This is a genomic window from Neptuniibacter pectenicola, assembly GCF_001597735.1.
GTDB classification, from domain to species: domain Bacteria; phylum Pseudomonadota; class Gammaproteobacteria; order Pseudomonadales; family Balneatricaceae; genus Neptuniibacter; species Neptuniibacter pectenicola.
In genome coordinates, this window is sequence record NZ_LUTS01000003.1 from 25,402 (window position 1) to 42,689 (window position 17,288).

Consider the following 17,288-nt stretch of genomic DNA (forward strand, 5'->3'; position numbering starts at 1 on the left):
AATCTGGTGCAGCCGTTAAGCGGTGGCACAGACCGTTGGGGTGAAGCAGTAATGGGCGAAGTTTCTAGTAAAAGTTTATTTCTTTCAATACCCTAAAAAAAATAAGGCAATAATCTTGTTTGGTTGAAATATAGAGTTTTTATTTCTTCTTTTATTTGTTTTTGTAGGTTATTCGACTTTTTTTCAGGATTGTTATCTTGGCGACGGGGGCGCAGCAGGCTTAGCCGGTAATGATTTTTCGCCCGCTATCGGCGAGTAGTTTAGGTAATATGCGGTCGTCATCTAAGCGCCAGTTGCAGCTAAATCCAAGCTCAGGGGGCGCTTGTTCGAGGTCTAGTTTAATCAGGCGTCCTTGCGTAAGGGAGGCTTCAATAACTGGCTCTGGAAGGAGTGCCACACCGACTGCGTGTTGGGCTAAGGTGAGTAGGTTGATGACAGAGCTACAGGTGTGAAACAGGAGTTGGTCTTCGTAGGGGCGGAACAGTTGCTGGAGGTATTCCCACGGGCGAGTATCTGGTGGAAAGCTGAGAATCGAGTAGTGCGTGAGATCCGCGAGGCGTGTGATTTTATCGGCATTAGGTAGCGCCGGTGAGGCAACCCAATGTTGTGGATAACTACATAGGGGCTCACTCACTAACTTAGGATTTGATGTGAAGTTTTCCACTGTCAGAGCGAGGTCGAGTTGATACTCTTCAAGTTGTTTGGTGAGGGTGGTCGTTACGTCACTGATCAGCTCAAATGAGATGAGTGGGTGTTGTTCTTGCCAGTGTTTTAGCAGTTTTGGGAGCCATAAGTAGGAGAGGGTATCGGTAATACCGATTCTTAAGGTGCCTTTTTGGGGGTTCTCTTCGCTAACTTGTTCTTTCATCTCTTGGCTGATAGCCAAAATCTTTTCCGCATAAGGGAGCAGTTGGATACCCCGTGGCGAGAGGCAAGTGCCACTTTTGTCGCGGATGAACAGTTGTACGCCTAGCTCGTTTTCAAGGGCATTAATGCGTGCGGATATGGCGGGCTGTGTTGCATGTAGTTGTTGGGCGGCTGCATGAAAACTGCCGAGCCTCGCAACGTTAACAAATGTATTTAGGTTTCTTAGCCGCATAGCGCGTACCCCTCCAAGCGAAGCCATTCACTATAGCGAAGTACGTTGAGCCAATCTAGCGGAATAAATAAAGCCACGGCTCCGTGGCTTTAGGTTTATGGGTTTAGACGTTATAGCCGATCAGGCGACGTAGCTCGGCAATGATGCTATCCCCTTCAGAGACGGGTAGGCCATCTTCTGTGAGCTCGTTTTCACGGGTAACACCGTCGACACTGCCCAGTTTTGACAGGTATTTTAAAATCTCTATCGGTTTGATGTCACCGAGGAGGTCTTTGTCATTCCACAGGCTCAAAAAGGCGATAATACCGTAGGCGCCCCAGTTAGAGACGTCGGCGATAAGGAGCTCATCTACTTGTGTGGCTGAGGCTTTAATATCTAATGCTTTTAGGGCCTCTTGGATATTGCCCATACCGATCTCATTGCCGCCATCGCCAATCCCGATGGTTGGACATTTGGCATTACGGACAAAGGTATCAAAACAGGCGGTGCGGTCGCTGATGCTTTCTCCGCGCATGTTGTAATAACCACCGTCTTCGGCCTGGCCTGGGCGCTCAATGGATAACACTGCATCAGGGTTGTAGTTATACAGCGCTTTAAACGCTTCAAGCGTGCGCTCTTGATGCTCCCCGACACGGATTTCATGCACACGATATGTATCCATAAGTGCATCAGATACCGGTGGGCCACATACAATGACCGGTGTGGCGCCCAAGGCTTCTAAGGCTTGATACAACGCGATCGCACCGACGGGGCCATCTGTTTCGAAGGTATCAACAACGGGAAAGCCGGTTCCGATGAGCACGTGGCCTCTGCACTTGTTGAGGGTGCGTGCGGCCCGAAGGTAGTAGCCGCTGGCTAACGCGGGTTGTATTGTCTTCATCCCACGTAAGTTACGCGCCACCAATAGATCTTCAATTTGCTTACTTAATACGGTTTCGTTGATCGAATTGTTTTGCATAGGTTTTGTTTCCAAAATTATGTTGACCCGCAGGCAGGCTGCGAACGCGTATCTGTCGCTTACGGTGCTATTTGCCTAGGTCTTCCGGCTCTGTACGTTCAAATTTGACGTGGGCAAGGCAGTGTAAATTATGGGCTTCATCAATACTGATCTCTTCAAACGAGACTTTAGATCCCGGTAGTTGCTGCGCCATGCGCGCGGTATCTATAGAGATCATTGAGCCTATTTTTGGATAACCACCAATCGTTTGGCGGTCATTCAGCAAGACAATAGGTTGGCCATCGGCGGGAATCTGGATCGCACCGTGGCAGATACCCTCTGACAAAATGCCCTCCATTGACGCTTTTATTTCTGGGCCGGATAGGCGGTATCCCATACGGTCGGCACGGTCGGTGACTTCATATTCACTGCTAAAAAACATGCGCTTATCAACATCACTAAACGCTTGCTGCTGGTATCCAGTAATCACACGTAGGTTGATGTTGTCTTGATACTGTGGACGGTGCTGTTCTGCTAACCGGAATGATTGCCCCTTGGTATTTGAGGAGCAGGGTAGGTAATCCCCCGGCTGAAGCTTACCGCCATTCAGGCCGCCAATGCCCTCGCGTGAGACAGTCGCACTGCTGGAAAAGTCATGTTGAATATCAAACCCATCGGTGACCGCGAGGTACGCTCTGGCTCCCTGTTTAGAAAAGCCCAGTTCGATACGATCCCCTTGGCGAATGCGATGTGCATGCCAGCGATCCTGCTCGACGCCGTTAATCTTTAATGGCATCTCTGCGCCCGTCACGACGAGGAATGTGTCCACTTCCGATGCTAATACCAGCCCACCAATACTCACTTCGAGCAGGGTGCTATTAAGTGGATTACCCAATAAGCGATTGGCCCACTTAAAGGCTTGCATGTCTAAAGGGCCGCCATTAGTGAGGCCGATACGATGGTGACCAAAACGGCCAGCATCTTGAATGAGGGTTAATAGGCCGGGTTGGAGTACTTTAAAACCACTCATAGCTCACCTCCCAGCTCGATAAACCGTTCACGACTAATGGGTTCAAACTTAACGCGGTCGCCGACTTGTACCGGCATGGTAGGTTCTGCTTTCGGGTCAAACATGGGGGTAGGGCAGAGACCGATTAAATTCCAGCCGCCGGGTGACACGGCAGGATAGACAGCGGTTTGCTGGTCCGCGATAGCCACCGCGCCTTTAGGTACTTTCTGGCGTGGTGTTGCGAGGCGCGGTGCCGCAATACGGGGATCAACTTGGCCGAGATAGGCAAATCCGGGGGCGAACCCGATAGCATAGACTCGGTACTCTATCTCGCTATGGATGTTAATCACCTCGTCTATGCTGAGTTGGGCCCGTTTTGCTAAAGCTGCAAGGTCGGGGCCGGACTCTGTGCTGTAGTAAGCAGGTAAGGTTACTATTTTACCTGATACAGCATTGGTTTCTTCGAGCTGGCCAAGGAGCTTGCGTAATTGACTACGCATCTCCAAGTGGTCACAGCGGAGCATGTCATAGATCACTAAGAGTGAGGCGTATGAGGGCACCATGTCGATCAGTTTGTCAGCCAACTCAGTCTCTAAAATAGTGACCGATTGCTGCACTTTGGCGGAGGTTGCTGGGTCTGTTTGTTCACCAAAATAGATGATAAGTGCATTCTCGCCCGCTATTTCAATGTTCATGATCTGATGAGCTCGCGGATCTGCTGGATTGCATTGACGCCATCCATGTTGTCACCGTGGACACATAGGGTGTCAGCCCGTAAGTGAAGTGTTGTGCCGCTTACGGTGGTGACCGTGCCGCTGTCTTTTAACTGTTTAACCTGTGCGAGCATCTTCTCTTTGTTATGCACCGCACCCTCTTTACTGCGCGCAAGTAGCTTTCCATCATCGTCATAACAGCGGTCAGCAAAGATTTCGAACCAAAGCGCAATACCTAAATCATTGGCTTCTTGCTGGTGCTGATCTGCACTGGGTGTGCTTTGTAGCATTAAGGTTAACGGGCGGTGATAATCCGCGATAGCCTGCATCACTACCGCACGCACCGCGCTGTCAGCCATCATGTCGTTATACATAGCGCCGTGAGGTTTAACGTACGCTAAGGTTAAACCGACCGATGCGGCCATCCCATCCATGGCGGCAATTTGGTAGGTCAGCATCGCTTTTAATTCCTCAGCACTGGTTTTTATGCTGCGGCGGCCAAAACCGACGAGGTCGGGGTAGCCCGGGTGTGCGCCGATCATGACATTATGCTGCTTGGCGAGTGCCAGCGTTTTCTGCATGACTAATGGGTCCCCTGCATGGAAACCACAGGCGATATTCGCTTGGTCTATATGGGGCATAACTGCTTCATCAAGGCCCATTTTCCAAGCGCCGAAGCTTTCACCAAGATCACAGTTCAAGCGTAATGACATAGATAAGCTCCTTATTTAAAGTATCGCCAAACGGGAATTGGGTAGATCCGTTACGATCATATGGCCAGGGCTATGGGTAATGCAAAACGGAGGTTTTGCCTGTTCGATGGCGACTTGAGGCGTGACACCACACGCCCAAAATACAGGCAGTTCACCCTCGTTAATGGTGACCGCGTCTCCAAAGTCAGGGGTGTTGATATCAGTAATGCCGATCTGTGATGGATCGCCTAAGTGTAAGGGGGCGCCATGTACAGAAGGGAAGCGTGTACAGATCTGGACTGCGCGAATCGCATCAGCGGCTTTCATTGGTCGCATACTGACAACGGTTGTACCACTAAAGCGCCCCGCGGGGCGACATTCAATGTTGGTTCTATACATCGGAACATTGACGCCTTCGGTAATATTTCGTATTTCAAGGCCGTCAGCTAGCAGGGCTTCTTCAAAAGAAAATGAGCAGCCGAGAACAAACGTGACAAGGTCATCGCGCCAAACATCTGAAACATCATTGAGCTCTTGCGTCATGATGCCGTGTTCATAGATGCGGTATTTAGGAATGTCGCGACGGATATCTAAGTCTTCACCTAGATCCGGCAGCATAAACTCACCGGGCGTGCTGGACATGCCAATAATAGGGCAGGGTTTAGGGTTGAGCTGGCAAAATTGCAAAAAGTCATTTGCCCATTCTTGCGGCATGATGGCTAAATTACCTTGCACAAAGCCTTGCGCTAGACCGGAAGTATTCGCGTTATGCTCACCACGACGAATCATCTGGCGAATCTGTAAAGGCGTTTTATCTGAATTCATAGCTAACCCTGTTAATCGTGAGTTGTAACGATATCGATGACTGTTATGCATCTGCCCGATTAAACCGTCAGGCTTAATGGGTGCAAGACCTCCGCCGTTGATGAAGGTCGCCGACGTTTAAAGCGTACGCTTACAACCAAATAGAGCGGTAAGAATAGGTTGTTATTGCGCGGTTATCCATTGCTGAGCGGCTTCTTCTGTATAGGCAAAAAAGACAACACGGGATTGGGTACTTAATTTGCCATTTCTATCGACAGAGCGGCGTTGCACCCACCAGCTATTTTCATCCGCTTTAATGATTTCATCAACATGACGGACACGAAGAAACTGATCCAATGGCATTGTGTTGTTCTGACTCATTTTACTAAGGCCTTTTCCTTTCAGCGCTGAATGTATTGTAATAATCGCTGAAGGAGGGGGGAGCGTCTAATCAATAATTGATCACAGTGCTGATAAATAAAACTTATCAGGCCGGGTGGGGTATGAGGGCTGACCGGCTTGGGTGTCGATACGGCAAACCTTAACCTGTTGGGCTGGTGGACAGAATAGAGGACGCGCTATGACGCGATACTCTATTCTGTGTGTGATGGGGGGTTATCGATTAAAGGGTCGATGTGTCTGCGTTTTGCTTATTGAGTACCAGTTGTTGTTTATTGGCGGTTTCGATTTTGGCCAAATAATCTTTTAACTGGCGCTGGAACGCTTCTTTTTTCTTGCCGGTAAGGGATACTGCAATCGGTATTTTAGCGGTCATCGCATTGACGGGGCGGCCATTCACATGCAACTCAAAATGTAGGTGAGCGCCAGTGGATCGACCGGTATTACCTGATTTAGCGATGCGTTCTCCGCGTTTTACCCGTTGTCCTTTAACCACATATGATTTGCTCAAATGCAGGTAACGCGTTTTATAGCTTTGGCCATGCTGGATCTCAATGTAGAGCCCTGCATATTTATGGCGAACAACGCGAGATACGATGCCATCGCCAATACTTACAACGGGAGAGCCTACGCGCATCGCGAAATCAGTACCATTATGAGGCCTAATTAAGCCTGTAATTGGGTGGCGTCGTTTGGGGTTAAAGTTAGAGGAAAGGCGGTATTTTCCATTGAATGGATAACGTTGAAAGGCTTTCTCTAAATTACGGCCTTTCTCGTCGTAATAGTTATCTTCAAACAGGAAAGCATTGATCTCATGGCGACGATTTTTAATACGGATCGCCTCGATTTTATTATTGCCGGTGGCTTCATTATCTATATATTGACGTGACAGTAGGACCTCAAACTTATCTCCTTTTTGGATGTCACGGCGAAAATCAACGCGCTGCTTGAGCAGTTCGGTAATGGTTTGTGCTTCCCATTGGCTAAGGCCCGCCTGTTTACCTGAACCGGTAAAACTATAAAGGATCTCGCCACTAATGAGCTTTTGTTGCCAGTCGCCGTCGAGCTGAACTTCGTTGAACTCAAAGCCGTCGCCTTCTTTGCGTTGATACACCACTTTATGGGCAAGGCTAAACTGTAGCTCTAAACGTTGTAGCAGCTGATCCTGCTTTTCAAACACCAACGTGTGACCTGGTTTTAGGTTATCTAACGCAAGGACGTTGAGGTCGGCTTCCAGTAGTTGATACATGGTTTTTTGCGGCAGCTGTAAGCGCTCAAAAATGCTGCTTAGGGTATCGCCTGTACGCACAATATACTGATAACTGTTACGTTGGCCGCCCATAGGTACTAATAAGGTTTCGTTGTCAGGTACGGTATCAAATGCCCAAGGGGCTTTTAATTGACGAATGCTGAACTTAGGGACCTCGAATAGCGGCGCATCGGTATCAACAATATGATCCAGTGGTAGCGGTGTGCTAACCGAACTATTAGAGGAGGGCAGAAGAAACGCCACCAGTAGCAGCACAGCTAAAGAGGCGAGCGCTTTGCGGTGGATTTTTGGCAGTGCCGTGACAAAATTTGCTGAGAAAGAGATCCAGCGCATCAATTTACCATCATACAAAAGATTAGAGTTATATTGAGTTAATCATATATGATTAATGCCTGAAAGGCCCGTATTTGCTCGTTATAACTCTGCGCGCGGTCACTGTTTTAGTGATAAAATAATAATTAATGTGACTTTTGGGGTCTATTTTGGCTGAGTGTTAGGGTAATTTATCCGACGGACTTTATTAATTAGAGATCGGCGAATGGACCGGTCTCAAGCGTATCTGATTGACGAGAGAAGATAATCTAATGGCTAAAGGCACCTTGTATGTTGTTTCTGCCCCTTCCGGTGCGGGCAAAACCAGTTTAGTAAAAGCGATGTTGGAGCAAGATAGCGAGATCGTCGTCTCGGTGTCCCATACCACACGTGATATGCGCCCGGGTGAAGTTGATGGGGTTGATTACAACTTTGTCTCGATGGACCAGTTTAATCAGATGATTGAAGATGCGGATTTTCTTGAATTTGCTGAAGTGTTTACCAATAAATACGGTACATCACAGCGTTGGGTCGAGACGCAGTTAGCGCAAGGTAAAGATGTTATTTTAGAAATTGATTGGCAGGGTGCCCAGCAGATTCGTCGTTTAATGCCGGATTGTTTGTCTATCTTTATCCTGCCCCCCTCACGTGATGTGCTGGAACAGCGTTTAAAAGGACGGGGTACCGACAGTGATGAGGTGATCGGTTTGCGGATGTCTGAGGCCGCCAGTGAGATGAGTCATTATCCTGAATATGATTACCTCGTGATTAATGACAACTTTGATACTGCATTAAAGGAGTTACACGGCATCTTTTTGTCCCAACGGATGAAAATCGACCGTCAGAAAGATCATTACCATGATTTGCTCGTTAGTCTCTTGTCATAATATCGATCTATCGGTACACTGTCCGGTCTTTCAATATACCCAAAATTTTCGAGGTTTTACCGATGGCACGAGTTACAGTTGAAGATTGCCTGGAAAATGTAGATAACCGTTTCCAGTTAGTAATGGTTGCTGCTAAGCGCGCACGTCAGCTGGCTACTGGCGGTAAAGAAGCAAAGGTAGAGTGGGAAAACGATAAGCCCACGGTTGTGGCATTGCGTGAAATCGCTGAAGGCCATATCGGTCGCTCTATTTTGGATGAAATCGAACGCGATTAATCGCTCGGTTCTGACGTTCTTTTTAAACGCCCTGATTTATCAGGGCGTTTTCGTTATTAAAGACTTTTCCTAGTCGCGTTATTACGGCATTATTTCTGTAGAGACGCACGTAGTATGGAGAGGCAATGCAAACAATAGACGCACTATCACAACGCTTAAGCGATTACTTGGATCCTATGCAGATCCAACAGGTGCGTCGTTCCTATTTTTACGCGGAACAGGCCCATGATGGCCAGAAACGTAAAAGTGGTGAGCCTTATGTTACCCACCCTCTAGCGGCCGCTAATGTGCTGGCCGAGCTACGCATGGACCATCAGAGTCTAATGGCGGCAATGCTCCACGATGTGATTGAAGATACCGATATTAGTTATGAAGGTATTGAGTCGCAGTTTGGTAAATCTGTGGCTGACATTGTTGATGGTGTTTCCAAACTAACCCACCTTGAATTTGAAACCAAAGCCGAAGCGCAGGCAAGTAACTTCCAGAAGATGGTCTTGGCCATGGCGGAAGATATTCGCGTTATTTTGGTTAAGTTAGCCGATCGTCTTCACAATATGCGCACCTTGGGAGCAATGCCGCCCCATAAACAGCGCCGTATTGCCCGTGAAACCTTAGATATTTATGCACCGATTGCTGCCCGTTTAGGTATGCGTGATGTTCAGGTCGAGCTAGAAGATCTGGCGTTTCAGTCCCATTATCCGATGCGTGCTAAATATATACGTCGTGCTGTTGTTCAGGCGCGAGGGCAGCGTAAGGATATTATTAGTTCCATTCAGGAAACGATTGAAAAACGGTTAGAGAAAGAGGGCTTAAGCGGTACCGTTACGGGGCGTGAAAAGCATCTATATAGCATCTACTCTAAGATGAAAGCGCAGCGTAAATCGTTTTCTGAAATTATGGATGTGTTCGCATTCCGTATCGTGACTGATAATGTGGATGATTGTTATCGCACGCTCGGGGCTGTGCATAACTTATATAAGCCTGTCCATGGACGTTTTAAAGATTACATCGCCATTCCTAAAGCCAATGGCTACCAATCCTTACATACCGACCTCTTTGGTGCGCGAGATATTACGATCGAAGTACAGATCCGCACCCATGAGATGGATGTGGTCGCGAGCCAAGGGATCGCGGAGCATAGTCACTATAAGAATGATGATGGTAGTGATGCTTCGGAGAGCGCTTTAGGTTCTTATAAGCGCGCCCGCAAGTGGGTTAAAGGCCTGCTGGAGATGCATCAAAGCGCCGGTAACTCCATGGAGTTTATCGATAGCGTTAAGACCGATCTCTTTCCTGATGAAGTATATATCTTTACTCCCCTCGGTAAGATCATGGAGTTGCCGAGTGGTGCGACAGCGGTTGATTTTGCTTACGCGGTACACACCGATGTGGGTAATTCCTGCGTATCTTGCCGAATTAATCGCCGCTTAGCGCCGTTGTCCCAGCCTTTAGAGAATGGTCAAACGGTCGAGGTGATTACAACGCCTAGCGCACAGCCGAATATGGCATGGTTAAACTTTGTTGTCACCGGTAAGGCGCGAACCGCGATTCGACACTACCTGAAAAACCAGCAACGACATGAGTCTGTCGAGCTTGGTCAACGCCTGTTAAACCAGTTCCTCGCTAATTATGGCACCTCAGTGAATGATATAGATCCGTTTAAATTGCGTGATCTGCTGCATGAAGCTGAGCTTGCGAACCTAGATGATCTGCTTGAAGACATTGGTTTAGGCAACCGGATGGCTTATGTTGTGGCACGACGTTTACGTCCTGAGCAACCGGCGAATAATGATGAAACGGGAAGTGAGCGCTTACGTAACCAAAAACCGATGTCCATTAAAGGGACAGAAGGTATGGTGCTGCAATATGCGAAATGCTGTTTACCGATTCCGGGCGATAAAATCATCGGGCATATTAGTACAGGTCGAGGTTTAGTGATCCATCAAACGGATTGCCGGAACATTGGCTATCTACGTGATGACCCGGAAAAATGTATCTACCTTGAGTGGTCCGATAAGCTGGAAGAGGAGTTCAGTGTAAACCTGAAGACCGAGGTGGAATCCCATCGCGGTATTATTGCTGAATTAGCCACAACTGCTGCCAGTGCTGGTGCTGATGTGGTCGCCATTGATATAGGTGACCACGAAGGTCCGTTAGCCAATGTGCATATTGAAGTGACTGTGGCGGACCGTATTCATTTAGCAAGGGTAATGAAGAAGCTACGTAACCTGAAAAGTGTTAATCGTATCGCGCGTGAATAACCTGGTCTAGGTTTACTCGCCTAAGGCCAGCCCCTCTCTTCGATTGTCGACCCCGCTCTCCCACAGGCCGTTATCGGTACGGCGAAACGCATGTAATCCACTGTTTAAATCACGTATTTTTATTTCATGGCCCATGTTGCTTAATGGCTCTGCCAGCTGCTCTGCGGCCGTGTCCGCCTCTAATTCGGTAATGCCATTACGGTTACTGACGTGGGGGGTGTTGATCGCTTGCTGAAGCGGTAGGTCTGTATTCAGCATCATTAATAAGCTTTCTGCGACATAGTTAATGATACGGCTGCCGCCGGGCGAACCCACTGCCGCATATAAGTTCCCCTCCGCATCAAAAACCATAAAAGGCGACATGGAGCTACGGGGGCGTTTCCCCGGCTGTACTCTATTCGCAATGAGCTGACCTTGTTTCTCAGGTGTGAATGAGAAATCGGTTAACTGATTGTTGAGTAGAAAGCCGCCCACCATGAGGGTTGAGCCAAATGCCATCTCAATACTGCTGGTCATTGAGGCTGCATTACCCCATTGGTCGACAACGACAAAATGGCTGGTGGAGGGGAGTTCCGGTGATTGGTCATCTCGCCACGCGCTATTCATGCCTTCAGGCTGGCCTGGTGCGATCGTACCCGCATCCTGCGTAGATTGGATCAATGTGGCCCGCTGCTGGATATAGTCTGCATTTAAAAGTCCCTCGACAGGGACATCGACAAAATCGCTATCAGCGAGGTAGCGGCCCCGATCGGCATATGCGAGGCGTGATGCTTGGGTAAATAGGTGTTTTGCGAGCGGACTGTGGGGCGGAAGGGCTGAGTAATCGGTATGTTCTAATAAGGTTAATATCTGTAATACAGTTACGCCACCCGAGGTTGGTGGCGGAAAGCCGCAAACCTTATAGGTTTTATAAGGCTGACAGATGGGGGTGCGCTCTATCGCTTGATACTGTGCTAGGTCGCGACTACTGAGTAGCCCCGGGTTGTCTTTGATTTCCTGTATACGGGCAACAATCTTTTTGCCTAAAGTGCCTTGGTAGAAGGCCGAACTGCCCTGTTGAGCAATCAGTTTTAAGCTGCTGGCTAAGGCGGGGTTTTTACGTAGAAAGCCGACCGGAAGCGGAGAGCCATCTTCGGCATAAAAGTAATTGCGTGCTTCAGGGTATCGGTTTAAACCGGGGTTGATACCGCTGGCGATCAGTTTATGTAGCCGTGGGCTGACCTTAAACCCTTTTTCGGCTTGTACGATGGCACCTTTAAACAAAGGCTTCCACGGCAGCTTCCCGTGTTTAGTGTGTGCTAGTTCCAGCATTTTCAGCACGCCGGGCGTGCCGACTGAGCGACCTCCTACGAGTGCATCAACCCAGCGCATCGGCTCTTTATTGCGATAGAAGAGTTTCTCATCCGCCGCGAGGGGCGCTGTTTCCCTACCATCTAACGCGGTTAGTTTGTTCTCCGCCTGGTCCCAATAGAGTAAAAATGCGCCACCGCCAATACCCGATGATTGGGGTTCGACTAAGGTGAGCATGGCCTGAATTGCAACCGCAGCATCGGCGGCACTCCCGCCCTGTTGTAATATGCTTAAACCGACACGGGTCGCAAGGGGGTTTGCGGTTACAACAAGCGAGGGGTAAGCATTTGATGCTATATTGGTTTGTCGCCCAGTGGCGTTTTCGGGTGCGAGATCTTCATCAACTGCATAGGCACTTGAAAGCGACAATGGAACAATGCAGAGTAGGGCGCGAAGTATATGCAGTAATTTCATAGTTGAAAGGGTAAAAAGTACACGAATAAGTGAATAATCGGTTAAGAACTTTGCTTTCCGAAAGTGTTACTAATAATCTACCCTTAACATTAAGCTAAGACTAGCATTTGGAGAAAGGAAATTGTCAGTAGGTGTATGCGTGTTGGAAAATCGCGGTGAGCTACCGCAGTTTCGTTTAGTGTTGTTACATGACGCTGAAGGAAAAGCATTAGCTATATTGCCTGCTAATTCGCTACTTAATTTGGTGGCGATTTGGAAACAGACAGAGCGCCAACTTCAGCCGGTGAAGAGTGAGGACGCGAAACGCTATTTTGGCCAAGAAGCGTTGCGATTTCCTGATGGCCAAGCAAAGCTGCTCTCCTTAAAATTACTGATCTCTCCTGAATGTTTAGAGCATGCGCAGCTCGAATTGATCGAACCTCACTCCGGTTTAAGCATTGTGGCTATTTCTGAACAGTTGCAGTTAGGCCAGCGTCTTGACCTTGGGTTAACACTGCCACAGATCGCTGAAATGCAGCCTGAGGGGGGGGATGACACGGCGGTTATCTCTAAAGCGGTAGAGCGTTTTACCGTTTTGCGTATCCAGCAGCGGCTTGAAGATACTTTAGGCTTGCCCTCGTTACCGCCCACCGTTAAAAAAATTATCATGCTGCGTTCTGATCCCGAGGCGAGTGTTAAGGAGTTAGTCCCTGTTGTTAAGGTCGACCCGAGTCTATCGGCTCAAGTGATGAGCTGGGCGGCGTCGCCTTATTACGCCGCGCCGGGTAATGTAAGTTCAATAGACGATGCGGTTATTCGTGTCCTTGGTTTTGATCTTGTGATCAATATGGCCTTAGGTACGGCGATGGGGCAGATGCTGAAAATACCGGATGATCTGCCTCGCGGTGCCACACCTTACTGGATGCAGGCGGTTTATAATGCCAGCCTTGCAGAAAAGCTGTGCCGGATGATGCCGGGGAATGATCAGCGTCCACTACCGGGTTTAGTGTACCTGTCAGCTCTGTTGCATAATTTTGGCTATTTAGTGTTAGCGCACCTATTTCCACCACACTTTTCGTTGCTTTCTCGCTATATTGAGGCGAACCCTCACTTTGCATTGGATGCGATAGAGCAGCAAATACTGAGCGTTACCCGTGAGCAAATCGGAAGTTGGCTACTGACAAGCTGGGACCTTCCTAAGCCTGTGACGGTTGCGATTAGGCAGCAAAACAGCCTTGATTACGCAGGTGAGCATCACCAGTATGCAAAACTACTTTATCTCTCTAATCGTTTACTGCGTCAGCAGGGACTCAGTGATGGCCCTGTGAGCCAAATACCTGACGAGTTGTATCTATCCCTAGGGTTAAACGAGGGCGAGGTTGCAGCCGCGTTACGCGAGCTAATGAGTAATGATAGCGATATTAAAGAATTGACGGCTCTGCTAGGAGACTAGAGGGCGATATAGCCACGGTATAGTGCATACCGTGGCTATATGAACTAGGTTTCTAATTCGCTGAGTTCCTCTTCCAGCGTTTCGAGTGCTTCCTGCTGCTCCATCCATTCCAACTCGGTTGCTTCCGCTTGTTGTTTAAGACGTGCTTGCTGTTGTAAGAGATCTTTTAGTTTGTCTTTGTTTTCCGCTTCATAGAGGGTGCTTTCGCTGAGCGCGGCCTCTATCTCGGTTAACGTTTTGTGTTGTGTTTCCATATCGGCATCAAGCTGTTCGATCCGTTTTTTGATGGGGCGAAGTTGATTTCTACGCTCCGCCGCTAAACGTTTTTGCTCTTTTCGCTCGGTTGCCGACAGGGATTTTTTTTCATCCGGTTGTGCCGTCGAGAAGGCATCCGCTTCTGTTTTTTGCTCTTGGCGTTTTTGTTCTAAAAGCCACGCCTGATAATCCTCTAGGTCTCCTTTGAACTCCGCAACCTGACCGTTCGCAACCAGTAGAAACTCATCCACTGTGTTACGCAGCAAGTGGCGGTCATGGGAGACCAGAATAAGCACCCCTTCAAAGGATTGTAGCGCCAGCGTAAGTGCATGGCGTACCTCAAGGTCAAGGTGGTTGGTCGGCTCATCCATCAAGAGTAGATTCGGCTTCTGCCACGCAATCATCGATAGGGCCACGCGCGCTTTTTCGCCACCTGAGAAGTTTTGCACCGGTTCGAGTGCTCGATCACCGATAAAACCAAAGGAGCCTAAGAAGTTGCGAATCTCTTGTTCTGACGCACTGGGTGTTATGCGTTTGATATGAAGCAGAGGTGATGCCGCCATATCTAATGCTTCGAGCTGGTGCTGGGCAAAATAGCCGATCTTTAAATTATCGCTTTCATGACGTTCCCCGTTACAGAGGGTTAAATCGCCCACTAAGGTTTTAACTAAGGTGGATTTCCCCGCGCCATTCGGGCCAAGTAAGCCAATACGTGTTCCGGGTGTAAGTGAAAGAGAACTTTTATTTAGAACGGTTTTGCCTTCATACCCACACTCTGCATCAGATAAGGTGAGTAGGGGGGAGGACATTTTGTCAGAGGAGCAAAACTGAAAACTAAAGGGGCTATCAATATGCGCAGGTGCAATTTTTTCCATGCGCTCGAGCTCTTTGATACGGCTTTGGGCTTGTTTTGCTTTTGTGGCCTTGGCGCGAAAACGACGGACAAAATCTTCAACTTCGCTGATACGTTGTTGCTGTTTGACGAAGGCGGCCTGTTGCTGGGCTAAACGCTCGGCTCTTTGGCGTTCAAAGGCCGAATACCCACCTTTGTAGAGCAGTAGTTTTTTCTGTTCAACATGGGTGATATGGGTGACAACATTATCTAGAAAATCACGGTCATGGGAGATAAGAATCAGCATGCCGGGGTATTGTCTAAGCCACTGTTCTAGCCAGATCGTTGCATCTAAATCTAAATGGTTGGTTGGCTCATCGAGTAACAGCAGGTCAGAGGGGCACATCAGTGCCTGAGCGAGGTTTAAACGGATTCTCCAGCCCCCTGAGAACTCTTTCACGCCGCGTGTGATGTCGGTATGGCTAAAGCCGAGCCCTGACAATAGCTGGGCGGCACGGGATTCCGCCGTATAACCATCGAGGTTGTCGAGTTCGGCATGCAGTTCGCCAATGCGAGCATGTTGGTGCTCTTGTTCTGCGCGGGCTAACTGCTGTTGGACCTTGCGTAGTTCAATATCACCGTCTAACACATACTCCAGTGCGGAGCGGTCCGATGTAGGGACCTCCTGAGCCATATGGGACATGCGTAAACCGCCCGGTAGCTCTAAGTCACCGCTATCACAATGGAGCTCGCCTAAGATGAGCTTAAAGAGTGAGGTTTTGCCTGCACCATTGGCGCCAACAAGCCCTACTTTCCAACCAGGGTGTAGTGTTAAATCGGCCTGCTCTAGCAAAATGTTATGGCCGCGTTGTAAGCTTACTTTTTGTAATTGAATCATGGCGGCGGATTTTAACATACAGATGCAATTGAAAAACGATCTATGGGACTTTGCGCTCAATTTTTATCAACAACCTGAGGTTGAGCCCACTTGCCTGTTGCTGCAAGCGCAGTTTGGCGTGAGCATTAATCGGCTCATCTATGCGGTCTGGTGTGGTTGTCGAGGTGAGCAAGCGGTTGACGGGGCCTCGCAGGGGGCTGATCGATGGCAGCGTGAAGTGACCCATGCACTGAGAGCCATACGTTTTAATGTACGGGAGAAACGAGCTGAATTAGATGGATTGGATGCCTGTTATCGCCAATTAAGGCAGGCTGAACTTGCCTGTGAGCAGGTTGAGTTGGCCATGCTCTATCAGCAACCACGGGTGAGTATGCATGATCAAGATATTCGCGCGTTGGTGTTGAGCAATATTAAACGTTATCTGGTCGAGTCGAATGTTGCGTTTGATGCCGCGTTAGAAGTAGCACTTCAGCCTATATTATCAGCGATAAATCACTACTTATGAACAAATGGGGCGGTTTGGGGTGGTTTGAGAGTGAACTTTGCGGTTTAATCGTGGACTAAGAAGCGAGAGAGTGAACCTGAAATATCTTTTCTCTGGCCGATAAATAGCTTGATTATTAGGAAGAGAACCATAGTTATTGGCTTCCGTTGAATGACAAATAAGGATAAGAACAGATGAAACAAACTTTGCTAGCGGTTGCTCTTGGTGCCGCATTAATCTCTCCAACTGTTACCGCAGTGGAACTAAAAACTGAAGAGCAGAAAGTTAGCTACAGTGTTGGTTTGATGGTAGGTGAACAGCTTAAAACGATTCCTAATCTTGATTTTGATACGTTTATTGCTGCAGCTAAAACAACCTACGCGGGTGAAGAGCCACAGCTTACACCTGATCAAGTGGGTGATGTGATGAAAGCCTTCCAAGAGCGTCAAGTTGCAGAACAGAAAAAGAAATTTGATCAGCTAAGCCAAGACAATCTGGATAAAGGTACAAAATACCTAGCTGAAAACGGTAAAAAGAAAGGCGTTGTAACAACTAAGTCTGGTTTGCAGTATCAAGAACTAACGGCGGGTAAAGGCAAAAAACCTACCGCTGAAGATATCGTGAAAGTTCACTACCGTGGCACGTTGATTGACGGTACTGAGTTTGATAGTTCTTATGCCCGTAACGAGCCTGTTTCTTTCCCTCTAAGTGGCGTTATCCCTGGTTGGACTGAAGGTCTACAGCTGATTAAAGAGGGTGGTAAAGCACGTTTAGTGATTCCATCTGAACTTGCTTACGGCCCAGGTGGTATGGGCGGTGCTATTGGACCGAACGAAACACTGATCTTTGAAGTTGAGCTACTGGAAATTAACCCAGAAGCTGAGCAAGCAGCAGAAGAAGGCGCTAAGTAATAACGTCTTTATCGGGTATTAATAAAAAGGCCGCTACATAACTGTAGCGGCCTT

The 17,288-nt window shown here is 48.3% G+C and carries 16 protein-coding genes; 6 read left to right on the forward strand and 10 right to left on the reverse strand.

Going from position 1 to position 17,288, the window contains the following annotated elements; translation table 11 throughout:
- Positions 1-220: 220 nt before the first annotated feature.
- From A3773_RS04690 to A3773_RS04725, 8 genes are all read right to left on the reverse strand, one after another.
- The gene (locus tag A3773_RS04690; RefSeq protein ID WP_067983628.1) at positions 221-1,099 is read right to left on the reverse strand and encodes a LysR family transcriptional regulator; all 879 of its coding nucleotides are present in this window, start codon (positions 1,097-1,099) and stop codon (positions 221-223) included.
- A 103-nt stretch (positions 1,100-1,202) separates the two neighbouring features.
- Positions 1,203-2,057, reverse strand: coding sequence for a DUF4392 domain-containing protein (locus A3773_RS04695; RefSeq protein ID WP_067983630.1), 855 nt, complete (start codon positions 2,055-2,057; stop codon positions 1,203-1,205).
- 67 nt (positions 2,058-2,124) lie between these two features.
- Positions 2,125-3,066: a 5-oxoprolinase subunit C family protein gene (locus tag A3773_RS04700; RefSeq protein WP_067983632.1), complete on the reverse strand. Its 942-nt coding sequence runs from the start codon at positions 3,064-3,066 to the stop codon at positions 2,125-2,127.
- Positions 3,063-3,740: a 5-oxoprolinase subunit PxpB gene (gene pxpB, locus A3773_RS04705; RefSeq protein WP_067983634.1), complete on the reverse strand. Its 678-nt coding sequence runs from the start codon at positions 3,738-3,740 to the stop codon at positions 3,063-3,065. Before pxpB ends, A3773_RS04700 begins: the two co-directional genes overlap by 4 nt.
- The gene (locus A3773_RS04710) at positions 3,737-4,471 is read right to left on the reverse strand and encodes a 5-oxoprolinase subunit PxpA (protein ID WP_067983636.1); all 735 of its coding nucleotides are present in this window, start codon (positions 4,469-4,471) and stop codon (positions 3,737-3,739) included. Before A3773_RS04710 ends, pxpB begins: the two co-directional genes overlap by 4 nt.
- Before the next feature lie 15 nt (positions 4,472-4,486).
- Positions 4,487-5,275, reverse strand: coding sequence for a putative hydro-lyase (locus tag A3773_RS04715; RefSeq protein ID WP_067983638.1), 789 nt, complete (start codon positions 5,273-5,275; stop codon positions 4,487-4,489).
- A gap of 162 nt (positions 5,276-5,437) precedes the next feature.
- Positions 5,438-5,635: a hypothetical protein gene (locus A3773_RS04720; protein WP_156473442.1), complete on the reverse strand. Its 198-nt coding sequence runs from the start codon at positions 5,633-5,635 to the stop codon at positions 5,438-5,440.
- A 241-nt stretch (positions 5,636-5,876) separates the two neighbouring features.
- Positions 5,877-7,256, reverse strand: a complete 1,380-nt coding sequence (locus tag A3773_RS04725) for a peptidoglycan DD-metalloendopeptidase family protein (protein ID WP_067983642.1) — start codon at positions 7,254-7,256, stop codon at positions 5,877-5,879.
- 251 nt (positions 7,257-7,507) lie between these two features.
- Between A3773_RS04725 and gmk the strand changes: the two genes are divergently transcribed.
- The 3 genes from gmk to A3773_RS04740 all read left to right on the forward strand — a co-directional run bounded on the left by gmk (position 7,508) and on the right by A3773_RS04740 (position 10,658).
- On the forward strand, positions 7,508-8,122 hold the full coding sequence (gene gmk / locus A3773_RS04730; RefSeq protein ID WP_067983644.1) for a guanylate kinase: 615 nt from the start codon (positions 7,508-7,510) through the stop codon (positions 8,120-8,122).
- A gap of 62 nt (positions 8,123-8,184) precedes the next feature.
- Entirely contained in the window at positions 8,185-8,397 is a 213-nt protein-coding gene (gene rpoZ / locus A3773_RS04735; RefSeq protein WP_067983647.1) for a DNA-directed RNA polymerase subunit omega, read from the forward strand.
- 125 nt (positions 8,398-8,522) lie between these two features.
- Positions 8,523-10,658 carry a RelA/SpoT family protein gene (locus A3773_RS04740; protein WP_067983648.1) on the forward strand — a complete coding sequence of 712 codons (2,136 nt, stop codon included), beginning with the start codon at positions 8,523-8,525 and terminating at the stop codon, positions 10,656-10,658.
- A gap of 12 nt (positions 10,659-10,670) precedes the next feature.
- On the opposite strand, the gene ggt is transcribed toward A3773_RS04740, so the two are convergent.
- Positions 10,671-12,422, reverse strand: coding sequence for a gamma-glutamyltransferase (ggt, locus tag A3773_RS04745; protein WP_067983650.1), 1,752 nt, complete (start codon positions 12,420-12,422; stop codon positions 10,671-10,673).
- A gap of 139 nt (positions 12,423-12,561) precedes the next feature.
- Between ggt and A3773_RS04750 the strand changes: the two genes are divergently transcribed.
- The gene (locus A3773_RS04750; RefSeq protein WP_231902148.1) at positions 12,562-13,854 is read left to right on the forward strand and encodes an HDOD domain-containing protein; all 1,293 of its coding nucleotides are present in this window, start codon (positions 12,562-12,564) and stop codon (positions 13,852-13,854) included.
- A 44-nt stretch (positions 13,855-13,898) separates the two neighbouring features.
- Here A3773_RS04750 and A3773_RS04755 read toward each other — a convergent pair whose 3' ends face one another.
- On the reverse strand, positions 13,899-15,839 hold the full coding sequence (locus tag A3773_RS04755; RefSeq protein WP_067983652.1) for an ATP-binding cassette domain-containing protein: 1,941 nt from the start codon (positions 15,837-15,839) through the stop codon (positions 13,899-13,901).
- Between the two features lie 22 nt (positions 15,840-15,861).
- Here A3773_RS04755 and A3773_RS04760 point away from each other — a divergent pair, with 22 nt between their 5' ends.
- Together A3773_RS04760 and A3773_RS04765 are read left to right on the forward strand one after the other, a co-directional pair.
- Positions 15,862-16,344: a TIGR02444 family protein gene (locus A3773_RS04760; protein WP_197462724.1), complete on the forward strand. Its 483-nt coding sequence runs from the start codon at positions 15,862-15,864 to the stop codon at positions 16,342-16,344.
- Positions 16,345-16,517: 173 nt separating this feature from the next.
- Entirely contained in the window at positions 16,518-17,234 is a 717-nt protein-coding gene (locus A3773_RS04765; protein WP_067983656.1) for an FKBP-type peptidyl-prolyl cis-trans isomerase, read from the forward strand.
- The last annotated feature ends 54 nt before the right edge of the window (positions 17,235-17,288 follow it).